This window comes from Pantoea sp. Lu_F5_004 (assembly GCF_051136245.1).
Classification (GTDB): Bacteria; Pseudomonadota; Gammaproteobacteria; order Enterobacterales; family Enterobacteriaceae; genus Pantoea; species Pantoea agglomerans.
Map to the genome: position 1 here is coordinate 916225 of NZ_CP194946.1, position 16703 is coordinate 932927.

The following is a 16703-nucleotide window of genomic DNA, read 5'->3' on the forward strand; positions in this document are numbered from 1 at the left end:
AAAAACTGCCGAAAGGCGGGTTAGTTCGAGTTTATAGAGCTGGAACTCTTTGTGAGTTCAACCGATGGATGCAACACACTGATTGAACCGGTCTGCGGGTGATTCATAGTCTAGCGTTTTTCTCGGCCTCTCGTTGAGCTGTCTGGCAACACTGTTTAGCCTTTGCTGGCTATGAACCGATAAGTCAGTTCCTTTTGGAAAATATTGTCTGAGCAATCTGTTCGTATTTTCATTTGAGCCACGTTGCCAGGGAGATTGGGGATCACAGAAATAAACCTGAATGTCTGTGGCCACAGTAAATCGGGTGTGGTTGGTCATTTCAGCACCGCGATCCCATGTTAATGTTTTATAAAGCTCAACGGGTAATTCCCGGGCTTGTTTGATGAGTGCAGATATAACGGTTATGGTCTTGTTGTCACTGATTTTGGCCAGCATAACAAAGCGGGAGTGGCGTTCTGCGAGGGTGACGATATAGGAGTTTTTCGAGCCCTGGATCAGGTCACTTTCCCAGTGGCCGGGTATGGCTCTGTCTGCAACATCAGGTGGTCTTTTGCTGATGGGTATCGCATCCGGAATTGAACCTAATCCTTTCCCTTTAAGCGATGACGTTCTGGATCTACGCACTGCTCTTCCGCTTCTGAGGCATTGCTGCAGTTCTTTTTTTAATGCTCCCCGGGTTTGTATAAAAAGCGTTTTATAAATCGTTTCGTGTGACACATGCATTTCCTGATCATCCGGATAACAGCGTTTTAGCCAACCGGCGATTTGTTCCGGCGACCAGTCCTGATGCATCTTCTCTGCAATGATTTTACACAATGTGGGGCTTTCAATTAGCTTGCAAGGTTTTGGTCTCAGAGCACGTTCCCACGCAGCCGTATCCGCTTTTGCTGCACGGTATTGTTTTGCACCTCCGTGCCTATTGATCTCGCGGCTAATCGTTGAGGGGGCTCTTAATAATTTGTCAGCGATGTCCCTGATGCTACGTTTTGCTACCAGCCCTCTGGATATCTCCTCTCTTTCATCAAGCGAAAGCGCTAACCGGTGCCGCTTTCGGACAGGGGGACGGTATCCACCAGTCTGATGGATAGTGGGCATGATCGAGGAATGGTATCTGTCGAACATTCTGGCGATATCATGCAGGGAATCCCCTTGCCTATATCTGTCCCAGATAATCGCTTTCTGTTCTGGCGTGTAGTTAATTCGAGTTCTTCGTTTCATGGCAACGTCCCCCCTTGATTAAGGATAGCGTTGCATCGACCCGTTGAACTCACATTCGAAACCGGACAGTAACTGGACTTTAGCGGCAACATTCACCAAATATGTATGGCTAGTTCAGCCTTTAAAGGCTGATATCTTCAGGTAGTCGTTTATATTTATATAAACCTATACGAGTTTAGTCACATCTCGCTAATTTCCCATTTACCAATGGCTACCGTTACTGGCGATTCGTTGTGACTTTCAGGGGGGGACTCAGGAGAACAGTTACCTGAACGGCGTGGTAGTCGGACTAAACGGGGAGTTCGTGCATAAAATCCAGCCTGGAGCGAACTGCCTAAGCGGAACCGAGTGTCAAACATGGTATGAAATATCAGCGGATTGACACCGGCAACCGTAAAGCAGGAACATGAGAATGCATGATGGAGCGACCCATCGAAAACTGTGGGGATATTTAAGTCCTGTCAGATTTTTTTCGCGTCGCGCAGCTGTTGTTGTGCGCCACACGCTGGCATAATCAGCGCCCTGTTTTTTTCAAGCGAGTCCGTAATGCAATACCCGATTAACGAAATGTTCCAGACACTGCAGGGCGAAGGTTATTACACCGGCGTGCCTGCCATTTTCATTCGTTTGCAGGGATGCCCGGTGGGCTGTAGCTGGTGCGATACCAAACACACCTGGGAAAAGCGGACAGATCGGGAAACGTCGCTGGGCGATATTTTGATCAAGACGGTGGAAAGCGACGCCTGGGGTGATGCCGACGCGGCGACCCTGGTGAGTGCCATTGCGCAGCAGGGCTGGACGGCGCGTCATGTGGTGATCACCGGCGGTGAACCTGCGATTTACGATCTGCGTCCGTTAACCACTGCGCTGGAGCAGCACGGTTTCCAGTGCCAGATTGAGACCAGCGGAACCCACGAGATCCACTGTTCCGAACGGACCTGGGTGACCGTCTCGCCGAAGGTCAATATGCGCGGCGGCTACGATGTTCTGCCCCAGGCGCTGAGCCGGGCCGATGAAATCAAGCATCCGGTAGCGCGCGAGCGTGATGTGGAAGCGCTGGATCTGCTGCTGGCAGGCATTGATGACACCAAAGCGCGTATCATCGCCCTGCAGCCGATCAGCCGCAAAGATGATGCAACCCGGCTCTGTATTGAGACCTGCATTGCCCGTAACTGGCGTCTGTCGATGCAGACCCATAAATATCTCAATATCGCCTGATCCTGATAAAGCGGCACGCATTGAGCCGTTAACCACAGGGAAGCGTTGAGCGTCAGAGGCGGGATGGAGAGAAGCCGCGTCGGATCGAAGAGTTCGATCCGACAGGGTTAGCCGCGGTAAACGCAGCCTGCGGTGCAGGTTTCTTTGATCATCACCGCGCTTAGCAGCGGCAATTGCGGCTTCATCTGATCCCAGATCCATTTCGCCAGCACTTCGCTGGTGGGATTTTCCAGGCCGGGAATATCATTCAGATAGTAGTGGTCCAGCCGATTGTAGACCGGCTTAAACGCCGCTTTCAGCTCAGCAAAATCCATAACCCAGCCGGTATGCGCATCCACTTCGCCGGTAATCTCCAGACGAACCAGGAACGAATGACCGTGCAGACGGCCACATTTGTGTCCGGCCGGCACATTCGGTAAATGATGCGCGGCTTCGAACTGGAACTCTTTAAACAAGGTGGTAGACATAGTGGTTCTCAGACATTAAAAAACCGCTGAATTCTACCTGATTACCGCTTTTTTCGCACCCGCCCCGCACAAACCGAACCTTTTCCTGCGCGTTTATACAGTGGCGTCCAGCTAATTAACTGATATATCACCGCTTTGCTTACCACTTTTAACGATTATTCCTACCTGGAAAACCATTTAGTCATTTTGGTTATTTGATATGTCGAAGGTGTATTTAATCGTTAATATACGGACCGGTAACCTACGCACTCTTCCGCCATTTTACGGTCCGGACTTCTGATACTGGAATTTTTAACGCGATGACGACTCAGGCACCTGGTTCAATGCTTCCGCTCTCCCCGGAACAACTCGCTCGCTTACAGGCGGCGACGACAGATTATTCCCCGACTCAACTGGCGTGGCTGTCAGGCTATTTCTGGGGCAGGGTGGAACAGACCCCGGGTAGCGCCGTCGCCAGCACTGCATCTGCTCCGGCTCCGGCCGAAGCGCCCGCCATTACGCTGCTTTCCGCCTCCCAGACCGGCAACGCACGTCGTCTGGCTGAGCAGTTGCGTGATGACCTGCTGGCCGCAAAGCTGAACGTAAACCTGGTGAATGCCGGTGATTACAAGTTCAAACAGATTGGCCAGGAAAAAATGCTGGTGGTTGTAACCTCCACGCAGGGCGAAGGCGAACCGCCGGAAGAGGCGGTGGCGCTGCATAAATTCCTGATGTCGAAAAAGGCACCGAAAATGGAGGGTGCCGCCTTCGCGGTGTTTGGCCTGGGCGACACCTCTTATGAATTCTTCAGTCAGGCGGGTAAAGATTTTGACAGCCGACTGGCGGAGCTGGGCGGCGAGCGTCTGCTGGATCGCGTTGATGCAGATGTTGAATATGCGGAACAGGCCGCCGCCTGGCGCACTGCGCTGACTGAGATCCTCAAACAGCGCGTTCCCACTGAATCCCCGGCGCAGGCTGCGGCGACAGCAGCCGGCAGCGTCAACGAAGTCACCACCAGCCCCTATACTAAAGAGTCGCCGCTCAGCGCGAGTCTTGCGGTGAATCAGAAAATTACCGGACGGGACTCAGATAAAGATGTGCGCCATATCGAAATCGATCTGGGCGATTCCGGTCTGCGCTACCAGCCTGGCGATGCGCTGGGCATCTGGTATGAGAACGACGCGGCGCTGGTCAGCGAACTGCTGGAGCTGGTCTGGCTGAAAGGCGATGAGCCGGTAGAGGTTCAGGGGAAAACCCTGCCGCTGGCGGAGGCGTTGCAGAAGCATTTCGAGTTGACGGTTAACACCGCGCAGATCGTGGCGCAGTATGCCCAGCTGTCACGCAACGCGGAGTTGCTCTCACTGGTGGATGATAAAGCCAGGCTGCAGCACTATGCGCAGCACTATCCGATTGTGGATATGGTGCGCCTGGCACCGTCCGAACTCAGCGCTGAACAGCTGACCGGACTGCTGCGACCGCTGACGCCGCGACTCTACTCTATCGCCTCTTCGCAGGCTGAAACCGATACCGAAGTGCATATCACCGTCGGTGCCGTTCGCTTTGATATTGAAGGTCGCCAGCGTGGTGGCGGTGCATCGACCTGGCTGGCCGATCGCATTGAAGAAGAGGGCGAAGTCCGGGTCTTCATCGAGCACAATGACAATTTCCGCTTGCCGGCTAATCCGGATGCGCCGGTGATCATGATTGGCCCGGGCACCGGCATCGCGCCGTTCCGCGCCTTTATGCAGCAGCGCGACAACGACGGTGCCGGCGGCAAAAACTGGCTATTCTTTGGTAATCCGCACTTCACCGACGATTTCCTCTATCAGGTGGAGTGGCAGAAATATGTGAAGGATGGTCTGCTGACTCATATCGACCTCGCCTGGTCGCGCGATCAGGCAGAGAAGATTTACGTACAGGATAAGATCCGCGCGAAAGGGGCCGAAGTGTGGCGCTGGATTGAAGAGGGCGCGCATCTTTATGTCTGTGGCGATGCGAATCGTATGGCAAAAGACGTCGAGCAGGCATTGCTGGATGTGGTGGTCGAACACGGCGGAATGGATCGTGAAACGGCCGACGAATTTTTAAGTGAGCTGCGCATTGAGCGCCGTTATCAGCGAGACGTTTACTAATGAGCGATAAACACCCTGGACCGCTGGTTGTAGAAGGCAAATTAGCAGACGCTGAGCGTCTGAAGAAGCAGAGCAACTATCTGCGCGGCACCATTAAAGAAGATCTGGAAGAGGGTCTGACCGGCGGTTTTACCGGCGATAACTTCCTGCTGATCCGTTTTCACGGCATGTACCAGCAGGACGATCGCGATATTCGTGCCGAACGTGCTGAGCAGAAGCTGGAGCCGCGCCACGCCATGATGCTGCGTTGCCGCTTGCCGGGCGGCATCATTACGCCGACTCAGTGGCTGGCCATCGACAAATTTGCCACCGATAAAACCATCTATGGCAGCATCCGTCTGACTAACCGTCAGACCTTCCAGTTTCACGGCATTCTGAAGAAGAACGTCAAGCCGACGCATCAGATGCTGCATGAGGTGGGGCTGGATGCGCTGGCGACCGCCAACGACGTCAACCGTAACGTGCTCTGTACCTCGAACCCGGTTGAGTCGGAGCTGCATCAGGAAGCGTATGAGTGGGCGAAGAAACTCTCTGAGCATCTGCTGCCACGCACCCGTGCCTATGCAGAGATCTGGTGGGATAAAGAAAAAGTCGCCACCACCGACGAAGAGCCGATCCTCGGTGAAACGTATCTGCCGCGTAAATTCAAAACCACCGTAGTGATCCCGCCGCATAACGACGTGGATCTGCACGCCAACGATCTGAACTTTGTCGCTGTCGCCGAGCACGGCAAGCTGGTGGGCTTTAACCTGCTGGTCGGTGGCGGGCTGTCGATTGAGCACGGTAACAAAGCGACCTATGCGCGCACCGCCAGCGAGTTTGGCTATTTCCCGGTGGAGAAGATCCTCGACGTCGCCGAGGCGGTGGTCACGACGCAGCGCGACTGGGGCAACCGTACCGACCGTAAAAACGCCAAAACCAAGTACACCCTGGAACGCGTTGGTGTCGAGACCTTTAAAGCCGAAGTTGAAAAACGTGCCGGTGTGACGTTTGAGCCGATCCGTCCTTATGAGTTCACCACCCGTGGCGATCGTATTGGCTGGATTAAAGGCATCGACAACAAATGGCACCTGACGCTGTTTATCGAAAATGGTCGCCTGCTCGACTATCCGGGCCGACCGCTGAAAAGCGGCATCGCTGAAATTGCAAAAATTCATCAGGGCGATTTCCGCCTGACCGCTAACCAGAACCTGATTGTGGCGGGCGTGCCGGAAAGCGAAAAAGCGCAGATTGAAGCGATCGCGCGCGAACATGGTCTGATGGATCGCGTTACGGCACAGCGCGAAAACTCGATGGCCTGCGTGGCGTTCCCGACCTGTCCGCTGGCGATGGCAGAAGCCGAGCGCTTCCTGCCTGCCTTCGTGACCAAAGTGGAAGGGATCATGCATGCGCATGGCGTTGGTGATGAGCACATAGTGTTACGCGTTACCGGTTGTCCCAACGGCTGTGGCCGTGCCATGCTGGCTGAGCTGGGTCTGGTGGGTAAAGCGCCAGGTCGCTACAACCTGCATCTGGGTGGAAACCGCAGCGGAACGCGTATTCCCCGCATGTACCGTGAAAACATTAACGAAAGCGAAATTCTCGCCACCATTGATGAGCTGGTGGGACGCTGGGCCACTGAGCGCCAGGCCGCGGAAGGCTTTGGTGACTTCACCATCCGCGCGGGCATTGTTGCGCCGGTGCTGGACCCGGCACGCGATTTTTGGGAGGAAGCAAAATGAGTCACCCCGGCCTCGCAGCACTGAATGAGATGTCCAAAGTCCAGCGTGCTATGGCGCTGGCCGCGACCAATGCGCAGCTGGAGAAGTCATCAGCGGAAGAGCGGGTCAGCTGGGCGCTGGAGAATTTGCCGGGTGCCTATGTGCTCTCCTCCAGTTTCGGTATTCAGGCCGCGGTGTCGCTGCATCTGGTGACGCGTCTGCAGCCCGATATTCCGGTGATCCTGACTGACACCGGCTATCTGTTCCCGGAGACCTATCGTTTTATTGATGAGCTGGCGGACCAGCTCAATCTCAACCTTAAAGTGTTCCGCGCCGAAACCTCACCGGCCTGGCAGGAAGCGCGCTACGGCAAACTGTGGGAGCAGGGCGTCGAGGGGATTGAGAAATATAACGAGATCAACAAAGTTGAGCCGATGAATCGCGCCATTGAAACCCTGGGCGCGCAGACCTGGTTTGCCGGATTGCGCCGCGACCAGTCGGGCAGTCGGGCTAATCTGCCGGTGCTGGGCGTCCAGCGTGGCGTCTTTAAGCTGCTGCCGATTATCGACTGGGATAACCGCCAGATTCATCAGTATCTGGAACAGCATAAGCTGAAGTACCATCCACTGTGGGATGAAGGCTATCTTTCCGTGGGCGATACCCATACCACCCGCAAGTGGGAACCGGGTATGGCAGAAGAAGAGACGCGCTTCTTCGGTCTCAAGCGCGAGTGTGGTCTGCACGAAGGCTGACGCAGGACTTCTCTCCCCCAACACAGGGAGAGAAGTTTTTCGCTGCAGTCAGGCGGAAAGCTAAGCGCCTTTTAATCCGGCAAACGCCTCTGCTGCACGGGTCACATTCACTTTCGTCACCTCATACTCTGCCACCGTGACAAACGGATCTTCCGCTAAAATTGCATCCAGCTCTTCTCGCTCCATTTCCCTGACCAGCAACATGCCGCCCGTGCGCGGATCTTTACGTCCCGCTGCAATAAAAAAGCCCGCGTCAAAATAGCGATCCAGCCATTCGATATGGGCTGCCAGCAGCGCTTCAACCTCTTCTACCGGACGAACGTAATTCAGAAAGACCACGTACATATCAGATCCTTACACTTTGGGATTGGTCAGTTCACTGAGCAGCGGCAGCAGCACGCGAACGCTGTCGCGGGTTCGCAAGGTTATCTGCCCCGGCAGCCAGCGGTCGAGATAGCTCAGATTATCAAGATCAGTCTGATGGCGGGTAACGCCATCAGGAAAGTGGGGACTGCGATGACGCTGCAGCGCACCATCTTTATTACCCAGCGTCCAGTTGCTGGCGGTCACATCCAGCAGCGGAAAGCCCGCCTTGTCGAAGGCATTAAGAGCGTCAAAGTCTTTACGGTTCAGCTGATGACTGGCGGCGGGAATGCCCTGCTGACGTGCCAGCAACAGGGCTCGTTCGCTGGTCTGCTTGCGCACCGCCCGGGGCGTATTCATGCCGCTGTTAAAATAGAGATGATCGCCGGTGATCAGGCTATTCAGATCGATGACCAGCAGGGTATTTTTCTTCTCACGCGTGCTCATCCGCTCAACATAATCATCCATGCCGTGCAGATCTGCCTCTCCGGCGCTCAGCGCCACAAAGCGTATGCCGTAGTGCAGCGGTTTGTGGCTCAGCTGCTGCGCCAGCTCCAGCATCACGCCAAGACCCGATGCATTATCATCGACGCCCTGCAGGCGTAAGCCGCCCAGATTGTGCTGAGCTTGGCTGCTATTTTGCGGCGTCCAGGTATCCAGATGTGCCACGATCAGAATCTCCTGCGGCACGCTGCCGGCACGCGCGGCAATCACCGAGGTTGCCGTGAGCTTATGCCAGCGCTGCGTGCCGTCCTCTTCCTGCCACTTATAGCCGGTCCTGAACTGGCGGGTATTGGTCTTATAACCCAGCGCGGTAAATTGCTGTTGCAGGTAGTCGGCTGCCATCAGCTCAGCCGGGCTGCCGCTCATCCGGCCAGGAAACAAGGTGGCGATATGCCGGACCTGCTGTTCGGCAAACTGACCAGGTGGAGTGGCCAGAGCCAGCGGGGAGATGAGTGCGCCAAATAAAATTGTCGCTACCCTCAAGCGGAGGGAATAAAACATAGTGCATCCTTTTTCATTATTCGGGAGCCGTTCCGCATGGGGGCCAGGGCCAGCCATGCCGCGCGCATTATATCCTTTTTGTCCCGTGACTTTGTTAGTGGAATCGGGCGCTGTCACTACCGAAAGGCGTAACGGACCATTATCGCTGGCACTTATCTGCTTTTGCTGCCGCAGGTGTGGCTTTCAATATGTGAGCCTGTTCACGAAAAAGCCATTATATTTCATCTGTTAAGACCAAATTGTTCTGTGCTTTGCGGCGTCGTTATTCCATTCGGTAACTACTCATTCCAATTCGTAATTTCATCTGGATAAACCCAGCGACGTATAGTCGCGTTAATACAAAGTTAAAACATCAGGGTTAACGTGGACTATTTGCCTCTTTTTGCCGATCTTTCTGGCCGCCCGGTTCTGGTTGTCGGCGGGGGAGATATTGCGGCGCGAAAAATTGAACTGCTGCGCCGTGCACGCGCGCGCGTTCTGATCGCATCTCGTGAACTCTGCCCTGAACTGCAGGCACTGCTGGATAAGCAGGAGCTGGAGTGGCTGGCGACCGAATTTGACCCGGCCCAGCTGGATGGCGTTTTCCTGGTGATTGCCGCGACCGACGACAACCATCTCAACAGCCAGGTGTTTGAAGCCGCCAACGCGCGGCATAAGCTGGTTAACGTGGTGGATGACCAGCCAAAATGCACCTTTATCTTCCCCTCGATTGTTGACCGCTCACCGCTGGTGGTGGCGATCTCCTCCAGCGGCACCGCACCGGTGCTGGCACGCATGCTGCGTGAAAAAATCGAAACGCTGCTGCCTGCCAGTCTGGGTCAGATGGCTGAAGTGGCCGGACTCTGGCGCGATAAAGTCAAACAGCGCTTCAGCCGCATGTCTGACCGTCGGCGCTTCTGGGAACGCGCTTTCGACGGCCGGTTCGCCAGTGAGATGTCTGCCGGTAACGTCGAAGAGGCGAAACGCACGCTGGACCGTGAGCTGCAGGAAGAGCCGACCCGTCAGGGCGAGATCTTTCTGGTGGGTGCCGGGCCGGGCGACAGCGGCCTGCTGACGCTGCGTGGCCTGCAGGTGATGCAGTTAGCCGATGTGGTGCTCTACGACCATCTGGTCAGCGAAGAGGTGCTGGATCTGGTGCGCCGCGATGCCGATCGCATCTGCGTCGGCAAACGGGCCAGCGCCCACACGTTGCCGCAGGAAGAGATCAATCAGATGCTGGTTTCACTGGCGCTGAAAGGCAAGCGCGTCGTGCGCCTCAAGGGCGGCGATCCCTTTATCTTTGGCCGCGGCGGCGAAGAGCTGCAGGCGGCTCGTCAGGCGGGTGTGCCGTTCCAGGTGGTGCCGGGCGTCACCGCGGCAGCCGGAGCGACAGCCTATGCCGGTATTCCGCTGACCCACCGCGACTACGCGCAGAGCGTGATGTTTATTACCGGTCACTGCCGTCCCGATGGGGATGACATTGACTGGCCATCGCTGGCGCGTGCGCGTCAGACGCTGGCGATCTACATGGGAACCGTTAAAGCCGCTGCCATCAGCGAGGCGCTGATTCAGCACGGTCGCGCGCCATCAACGCCGGTGGCGGTGATCAGTCGCGGCACCCGTCCGGATCAACAGGTGCTGACCGGTACCTTAGAACAACTTGAGGCGCTGGCCGCCTCGGCACCCACTCCGGCGCTGCTGGTGATCGGAGAGGTGGTAAATCTGCACGGGCAACTCGCCTGGTTTAAACATTCAGCACAGCAGGGGGCTCGCGAGTCCGCCGTTGTCAATCTGGCTTGAGGGAAAATCATGGACCAAAAACGACTCACTCATCTGCGTCAGCTGGAGGCGGAGAGTATCCACATCATTCGCGAAGTGGCGGCGGAGTTCAGCAATCCGGTGATGATGTACTCCATCGGCAAAGACTCCTCGGTCATGCTACATCTGGCGCGTAAAGCCTTCTACCCAGGCACGCTGCCCTTCCCGTTGCTGCATGTGGATACCGGCTGGAAATTCCGTGAAATGTACGAATTTCGCGACCGCACCGTGAAAGCGATGGGCGCAGAGTTGCTGGTTCACCGCAACCCGGAAGGCGTGGCGATGGGCATCAACCCCTTTGTTCACGGCAGTGCCAAACACACTGACATCATGAAAACCGAAGGGCTGAAGCAGGCGCTGAACAAATATGGTTTTGATGCGGCCTTTGGCGGCGCACGTCGTGATGAAGAGAAGTCACGTGCCAAAGAGCGTATCTACTCATTCCGTGACCGCTTCCATCGCTGGGATCCGAAAAACCAGCGCCCTGAGCTGTGGCACAACTACAACGGTCAGATCAACAAGGGTGAAAGCATCCGCGTCTTCCCGCTGTCGAACTGGACCGAACTGGATATCTGGCAGTACATCTTCCTGGAAAACATCGAGATTGTGCCGCTCTATCTCGCCGCACCGCGTCCGGTGCTGGAGCGTGATGGCATGCTGATGATGATCGATGACGATCGCATCAACCTGCAGCCGGGTGAAGAGATCACCGAACGGATGGTCCGTTTCCGTACGCTCGGCTGCTGGCCGCTGACCGGCGCGGTAGAGTCTGAAGCGCAGACGCTGCCGGAGATCATCGAAGAGATGCTGGTTTCCACCACCAGCGAGCGTCAGGGCCGCATGATCGATCGCGATCAGTCCGGTTCGATGGAACTGAAAAAACGTCAGGGTTATTTCTAAGGAGACGCCAGATGAATACCGTAATTGCACAACAGATTGCCGACCAGGGCGGCGTTGAAGCCTGGCTGACCACGCAACAACACAAGAGCCTGCTGCGTTTTCTGACCTGCGGCAGCGTTGACGACGGAAAAAGTACCCTGATTGGACGTCTGCTACACGACACCCGTCAGATCTATGAAGATCAGCTCTCATCGCTGCACAACGACAGCAAACGTCACGGCACCCAGGGCGAGAAGCTCGATCTGGCGCTGCTGGTGGATGGTCTGCAGGCTGAGCGTGAGCAGGGCATTACCATTGATGTGGCCTACCGCTACTTCTCGACCGAAAAGCGTAAATTTATTATCGCCGACACGCCGGGACATGAGCAGTACACCCGTAACATGGCGACCGGCGCGTCAACCTGCGATCTGGCGATCCTGCTGATCGATGCGCGTAAAGGCGTACTGGATCAGACCCGCCGCCACAGCTTTATCTCGACGCTGCTGGGGATCAAACACCTGGTGGTGGCGATCAATAAAATGGATCTGGTGGAGTACAACCAGGAGCGCTTCGAGCAGATCAAACAGGATTACCTCGACTTTGCTGCCCAGCTGCCGGAAGACCTCGATATCCGCTTTGTGCCGATGTCGGCGCTGGAAGGGGATAACGTCGCTTCTGCCAGTCAGACCATGCCGTGGTATAGCGGCCCGACGCTGCTGGATGTGCTGGAGACCGTGGAGCTGAAGCGCGTCGTCGATCATCAGCCGATGCGTTTCCCGGTGCAGTATGTCAACCGTCCGAACCTCGATTTCCGTGGCTATGCCGGCACCCTGGCGTCGGGCAGCGTGCAGGTAGGCCAGCGCGTTAAAGTGCTGCCTTCTGGCGTGGAGTCGGCCATTGCCCGCATTGTGACCTTCGATGGCGATCTGCAGGAAGCGGGTGCAGGCGAAGCGATTACCCTGGTGCTGCAGGATGAGATTGATATCAGCCGTGGCGATCTGCTGGTGGATGCCAGTGAAGATCTGGCAGCGGTTCAGTCTGCCAGCGTTGACGTGGTCTGGATGGCAGAACAGCCGCTGCAGGCCGGTCAGAGTTATGACCTGAAAATCGCCGGTAAGAAAACCCGTGGCCGGGTAGAGAAGGTGCTGCATCAGGTCGAGATCAACTCGCTGGAGACGCGTCAGGTCGATACGCTGCCGCTGAACGGTATTGGTCGCATTGAGATCACCTTTGACGAACCGATGGTGCTCGACAGCTATCAGCAGAACCCGGTGACCGGCGGCATGATCTTTATCGATCGCCTGAGCAACGTCACCGTGGGTGCCGGTATGATCCATCAGCCAAACCATGATGCCCCGGTTAATACCGGTGAGTTCAGCGCGTTTGAGCTGGAACTGAATGCGCTGGTGCGCCGCCACTTCCCTCACTGGAATGCGCGCGACCTGCTGGGCGGTCAGTAATGGCTCAGCACGACGATAACGTGGTGTGGCATGATCATCCGGTGACACGCGCCTCACGCGAACAGCAGCATGGCCATCAGGGCGTGGTGCTGTGGTTCACCGGGCTTTCGGGATCGGGGAAATCCACCGTTGCCGGTGCGCTGGAGCAGGCGCTGCACCGTATCGGCGTCAGCACCTATCTGCTGGATGGTGACAATGTGCGTCACGGCCTCTGTCGTGACCTCGGTTTCAGCGATGATGACCGTAAAGAGAATATCCGTCGCGTCGGTGAAGTGGCGAAACTGATGGTGGATGCCGGACTCGTGGTGCTCACTGCCTTTATTTCGCCGCATCGCGCCGAGCGTCAGATGGTGCGCGATCTGCTGGAGCCGGGACAGTTTATCGAAGTTTTTGTCGATACACCGTTAGCCGTGTGTGAAGCGCGTGACCCGAAAGGGTTGTACCGCAAAGCGCGCGCCGGTGAACTGCGTAATTTTACCGGTATCGACAGCGTCTATGAGGCGCCCGATAGCCCGGAAATCCAGCTGGACGGCGAACAATTGGTTACAAAACTGACCGCCCAATTGTTAGACCTGCTGCGTGACCGCGATATCATCAGGTCCTGAAGAGATAGCGGCAAATCGTTTCTGATTTGCCGCCCTCGCGCCAACAGGATGCCTATGCAGAACATTACCCCAATGCTCGCCCGAAAAGATGACTCCTCCCCGGATGAGCCGCGCTCATTGCTGCCGGGCGGCGTTATCGGTTTTCTCGCTTACTGGTGCGCGCTGGCGATCCCTTTCCTGCTGTTCGGCTCTAACACGCTGTTCTTCTTTCTTTATACCTGGCCATTCTTTCTGGCGCTGCTGCCGGTTGCGGTGGTCACGGGTATCGCGCTGAATACGCTGCTGAGTGGACAGTGGCTGTGGGCCGCGCTCGCCACGGTGTTCCTGGTAGTCACGCTCTTCTGGTTAATGTTCTCTTTTCTCTCTGGCTGGTAAGCCGTCAGTGCGCCCGCGCTGATGTGCAAACGCATCGGCAGGTTACAAATCTTTTCCCGTCTGAATCGGTACTGATTCATATTTTGCGCAGACGCGCAGCAAAGCGCGCCATTTTCTCCGCTGGTGTGGAGTCCTGTGCAAAGTTATGGGATGATTGGGCCGTTTTTAGGGGGCGGGATGGGAAAACTGACGTTACTGTTATTGGTGCTGCTTGGCTGGCTGCAATATTCATTGTGGCTGGGGAAAAATGGCATCCATGACTATACGCGCGTCAATGATGATGTCGCGGTGCAACAGGCAAACAATGCCAAACTGAAATCGCGAAACGATCAGCTGTTTGCCGAAATTGACGATCTCAATGGCGGCTCGGAAGCGATCGAGGAGCGTGCACGCAATGAACTGGGCATGATTAAGCCCGGTGAGACTTTCTATCGTCTGGTGCCTGACCAGAACAAACGCAACGCGCAACAAGCTGCGCAAAACCAACAACGATAAAACATGAACACTCTGGCCTCCCTTGCGGATGTGATTGCCGTAGTGCCCGCTGCCGGGATCGGCAGCCGCATGCAGGCAACCTGTCCGAAGCAGTATCTGACGATTGGTCAGCACACCCTTCTGGAACACAGCATTGCTCGTCTGTTTTCCCATCCCGCTATCAAACAGGTGATTGTCGCCCTCAGTCCTGATGACCAGCACTTCGCTTCACTGCCGCTGGCACGCGATCCGCGCGTGCTCAGGGTGACAGGCGGAGAGACCCGCGCCGAATCGGTGCTGGCCGGATTGCAGGCCGCACAGGGTTCCGCCTGGGTGCTGGTCCATGACGCCGCGCGTCCCTGTCTGCATCCCGACGATCTCCAGCAACTGCTCAACGTGCGTGAACAGAGCCACGTTGGCGGGATTCTGGCCGCGCCAGTTCGTGACACCATGAAACGGGGCGAGCCGGGTAAAGCCGCGGTGGCGCATACCGTAGAGCGCGACGATCTCTGGCACGCCTTAACGCCGCAATTTTTCCCTCATGCGCTGCTCACCGCCTGCCTGACGCGGGCGCTGGCAGAAGGCGCAACCATCACCGATGAAGCTTCGGCGCTGGAGTATTGCGGCTACCACCCGCTGTTAGTCAGCGGACGCAGTGATAACATCAAAGTCACCCGGCCAGAAGATCTGGCGCTGGCGGCTTTTTATCTGAGTCAGATTCAATTAAAGGAGAGCGCATGATGCGTATCGGTCACGGTTTTGACGTTCACGCCTTTGGCGGAGAGGGTCCGTTAGTGATTGGCGGTGTGCGGATCCCGTTTGAGCAGGGTTTTATCGCCCATTCCGATGGCGATGTGGCGCTGCATGCGCTGACTGACGCGCTGCTGGGCTCAGTAGCGATGGGCGATATCGGCAAGCTATTTCCTGACACCGATCCGGCCTTTAAAGGGGCGGACAGCCGCGGCCTGCTGCGTGAGGCCTGGCGCCGTATCGAAGCCAAAGGCTATCGCATCGGTAATGTCGACGTCACGATTATTGCTCAGGCACCGAAAATGCTGCCGCACGTGCCACAGATGCGGATCAATATTGCAGAAGATCTGGGCTGCCATATGGATGCGGTCAACGTCAAAGCGACCACCACCGAGAAGCTGGGCTTTACCGGGCGCGGCGAAGGCATCGCCTGTGAAGCGGTGGCGTTAGTCCTGAAAGCTGACAGCCAATGATGCTGAATTACCTGCACGGTACACCCGTGGCCTCCGGCGTGATCAAAGCCAATCCGGAAGATTTCGTGGTGGTTGAAGATCTCGGTTATGGCGCGGATGGTGAAGGTGAGCACCTGCTGGTGCGCATCCGTAAAGTGGGGGCCAATACCCGCTTTGTGGCGGAGGCACTGGCGAAGTATCTCGGTATTCATCAGCGCGACATGAGTTATGCCGGAATGAAAGATCGCCATGCGGTGACGGAACAGACTCTCTGTTTTCGCCTGCCGGGTAATGCGATGCCCGATCTGCGCGGTTTTGAGCTGGAAGGGGTCGAAATTCTGCAGGTGGTGCGCCACAAACGTAAGCTGCGCATCGGCGCACTGGCGGGGAATGCGTTCCGGCTGATCATCCGCCAGATTAGTGATCGTGATGCGGTTGAAACGCGTCTGGCGCAGATTCGCGATGCAGGCGTGCCGAACTATTTTGGTGAACAGCGTTTTGGTCGCGGCGGCAATAACCTGGTGATGGCAGAAAAGTGGGCGCGTAATGAGATCGTTATTCGTGACCGCAACAAGCGCAGCCTGATGCTCTCTGCCGCGCGCAGTGCGCTGTTTAATCAGGTGACCAGTGCGCGTCTGCAACAGCAGGGTGGACTGACTCAGGTGCTCAACGGCGATGCGTTGCAGCTGACCGGACGAGGCAGCTGGTTTGTCGCGCAGCCTGATGAACTGGCAGAGTCACAGCGCCGGGTTGATCAGCATGAGCTGCGCATCACCGCGCCGCTGCCGGGACGGGGCGAGCCTGGCCCGCAGGCTGACGCGCTGGCCTTTGAACAGCAGGCGCTGGCTGATGAGACGCTGCTGCTGGGACTGATTGAACGTGAGAAGGTCGATGCTGCACGCCGCGCCATGCTGGTGGTGCCGCGCGATATGCAGTGGAGCTGGTGGGATGATGTCACCCTGGAACTGGCATTCTGGCTGCCAGCGGGCAGCTTTGCCACCAGCGTGGTCCGGGAGCTGCTGACCCACGCGGACTCGCCCGATCAGATTGATGAGTAATCTTCGCCGCAACCTGACC

Annotated in this window: 17 protein-coding genes; 13 read left to right on the top strand and 4 right to left on the bottom strand. The window is 56.5% G+C overall.

Translation table 11 applies throughout. The features are described from left to right. Positions 1-57 precede the first annotated feature (57 nt). Positions 58-1218 (bottom strand): IS30 family transposase, encoded by a 1161-nt coding sequence (locus ACR8BN_RS04355; protein ID WP_434747361.1) that lies wholly within the window; start codon positions 1216-1218, stop codon positions 58-60. A 546-nt stretch (positions 1219-1764) separates the two neighbouring features. On the opposite strand from ACR8BN_RS04355, the gene queE reads away from it, so the two are divergent. After that, positions 1765-2436, top strand: a complete 672-nt coding sequence (gene queE / locus ACR8BN_RS04360) for a 7-carboxy-7-deazaguanine synthase QueE (protein WP_033758767.1) — start codon at positions 1765-1767, stop codon at positions 2434-2436. Between the two features lie 107 nt (positions 2437-2543). On the opposite strand, the gene queD is transcribed toward queE, so the two are convergent. Then, entirely contained in the window at positions 2544-2903 is a 360-nt protein-coding gene (gene queD, locus ACR8BN_RS04365; RefSeq protein ID WP_010248568.1) for a 6-carboxytetrahydropterin synthase QueD, read from the bottom strand. Between the two features lie 299 nt (positions 2904-3202). On the opposite strand from queD, the gene cysJ reads away from it, so the two are divergent. From cysJ to ACR8BN_RS04380, 3 genes are read left to right on the top strand one after another with little or no spacing between them, the layout of a single operon-like run. Further along, positions 3203-5014: an NADPH-dependent assimilatory sulfite reductase flavoprotein subunit gene (gene cysJ / locus ACR8BN_RS04370; RefSeq protein ID WP_425029135.1), complete on the top strand. Its 1812-nt coding sequence runs from the start codon at positions 3203-3205 to the stop codon at positions 5012-5014. Further along, a complete protein-coding gene (cysI, locus tag ACR8BN_RS04375; RefSeq protein WP_031593993.1) occupies positions 5014-6735 on the top strand; it encodes an assimilatory sulfite reductase (NADPH) hemoprotein subunit in 1722 nt (573 codons plus the stop codon). Before cysJ ends, cysI begins: the two co-directional genes overlap by 1 nt. After that, positions 6732-7466, top strand: a complete 735-nt coding sequence (locus ACR8BN_RS04380) for a phosphoadenylyl-sulfate reductase (protein ID WP_083069955.1) — start codon at positions 6732-6734, stop codon at positions 7464-7466. The genes cysI and ACR8BN_RS04380 overlap by 4 nt, the downstream gene beginning before the upstream one ends. Positions 7467-7526: 60 nt before the next feature. Here the strand turns inward: ACR8BN_RS04380 and ACR8BN_RS04385 are convergent, their stop codons facing one another. Together ACR8BN_RS04385 and ACR8BN_RS04390 are read right to left on the bottom strand one after the other, a co-directional pair. Beyond that, positions 7527-7811 carry a YciI family protein gene (locus tag ACR8BN_RS04385; RefSeq protein WP_010248560.1) on the bottom strand — a complete coding sequence of 95 codons (285 nt, stop codon included), beginning with the start codon at positions 7809-7811 and terminating at the stop codon, positions 7527-7529. Positions 7812-7820: 9 nt separating this feature from the next. After that, positions 7821-8834, bottom strand: coding sequence for an aminopeptidase (locus ACR8BN_RS04390; RefSeq protein ID WP_031593992.1), 1014 nt, complete (start codon positions 8832-8834; stop codon positions 7821-7823). Between the two features lie 363 nt (positions 8835-9197). Here ACR8BN_RS04390 and cysG point away from each other — a divergent pair, with 363 nt between their 5' ends. From cysG to truD, 9 genes are all read left to right on the top strand, one after another. Then, positions 9198-10613, top strand: a complete 1416-nt coding sequence (gene cysG / locus ACR8BN_RS04395) for a siroheme synthase CysG (protein ID WP_069025321.1) — start codon at positions 9198-9200, stop codon at positions 10611-10613. 9 nt (positions 10614-10622) lie between these two features. Further along, entirely contained in the window at positions 10623-11531 is a 909-nt protein-coding gene (cysD, locus tag ACR8BN_RS04400; protein ID WP_010248554.1) for a sulfate adenylyltransferase subunit CysD, read from the top strand. Positions 11532-11542: 11 nt separating this feature from the next. Beyond that, positions 11543-12970 (top strand): sulfate adenylyltransferase subunit CysN, encoded by a 1428-nt coding sequence (gene cysN / locus ACR8BN_RS04405; RefSeq protein ID WP_031593990.1) that lies wholly within the window; start codon positions 11543-11545, stop codon positions 12968-12970. Then, on the top strand, positions 12970-13575 hold the full coding sequence (gene cysC / locus ACR8BN_RS04410; RefSeq protein WP_083069949.1) for an adenylyl-sulfate kinase: 606 nt from the start codon (positions 12970-12972) through the stop codon (positions 13573-13575). The genes cysN and cysC overlap by 1 nt, the downstream gene beginning before the upstream one ends. Positions 13576-13629: 54 nt before the next feature. Further along, the gene (locus ACR8BN_RS04415; protein ID WP_434747362.1) at positions 13630-13950 is read left to right on the top strand and encodes a DUF3561 family protein; all 321 of its coding nucleotides are present in this window, start codon (positions 13630-13632) and stop codon (positions 13948-13950) included. 177 nt (positions 13951-14127) lie between these two features. After that, on the top strand, positions 14128-14445 hold the full coding sequence (ftsB, locus tag ACR8BN_RS04420; RefSeq protein ID WP_013358867.1) for a cell division protein FtsB: 318 nt from the start codon (positions 14128-14130) through the stop codon (positions 14443-14445). Between the two features lie 3 nt (positions 14446-14448). Next, positions 14449-15165 carry a 2-C-methyl-D-erythritol 4-phosphate cytidylyltransferase gene (gene ispD / locus ACR8BN_RS04425; protein WP_010248543.1) on the top strand — a complete coding sequence of 239 codons (717 nt, stop codon included), beginning with the start codon at positions 14449-14451 and terminating at the stop codon, positions 15163-15165. After that, positions 15165-15647 carry a 2-C-methyl-D-erythritol 2,4-cyclodiphosphate synthase gene (gene ispF / locus ACR8BN_RS04430; protein ID WP_083070217.1) on the top strand — a complete coding sequence of 161 codons (483 nt, stop codon included), beginning with the start codon at positions 15165-15167 and terminating at the stop codon, positions 15645-15647. The genes ispD and ispF overlap by 1 nt, the downstream gene beginning before the upstream one ends. Continuing rightward, entirely contained in the window at positions 15644-16684 is a 1041-nt protein-coding gene (truD, locus tag ACR8BN_RS04435; RefSeq protein ID WP_424998215.1) for a tRNA pseudouridine(13) synthase TruD, read from the top strand. The genes ispF and truD overlap by 4 nt, the downstream gene beginning before the upstream one ends. Positions 16685-16703: the final 19 nt, after the last annotated feature.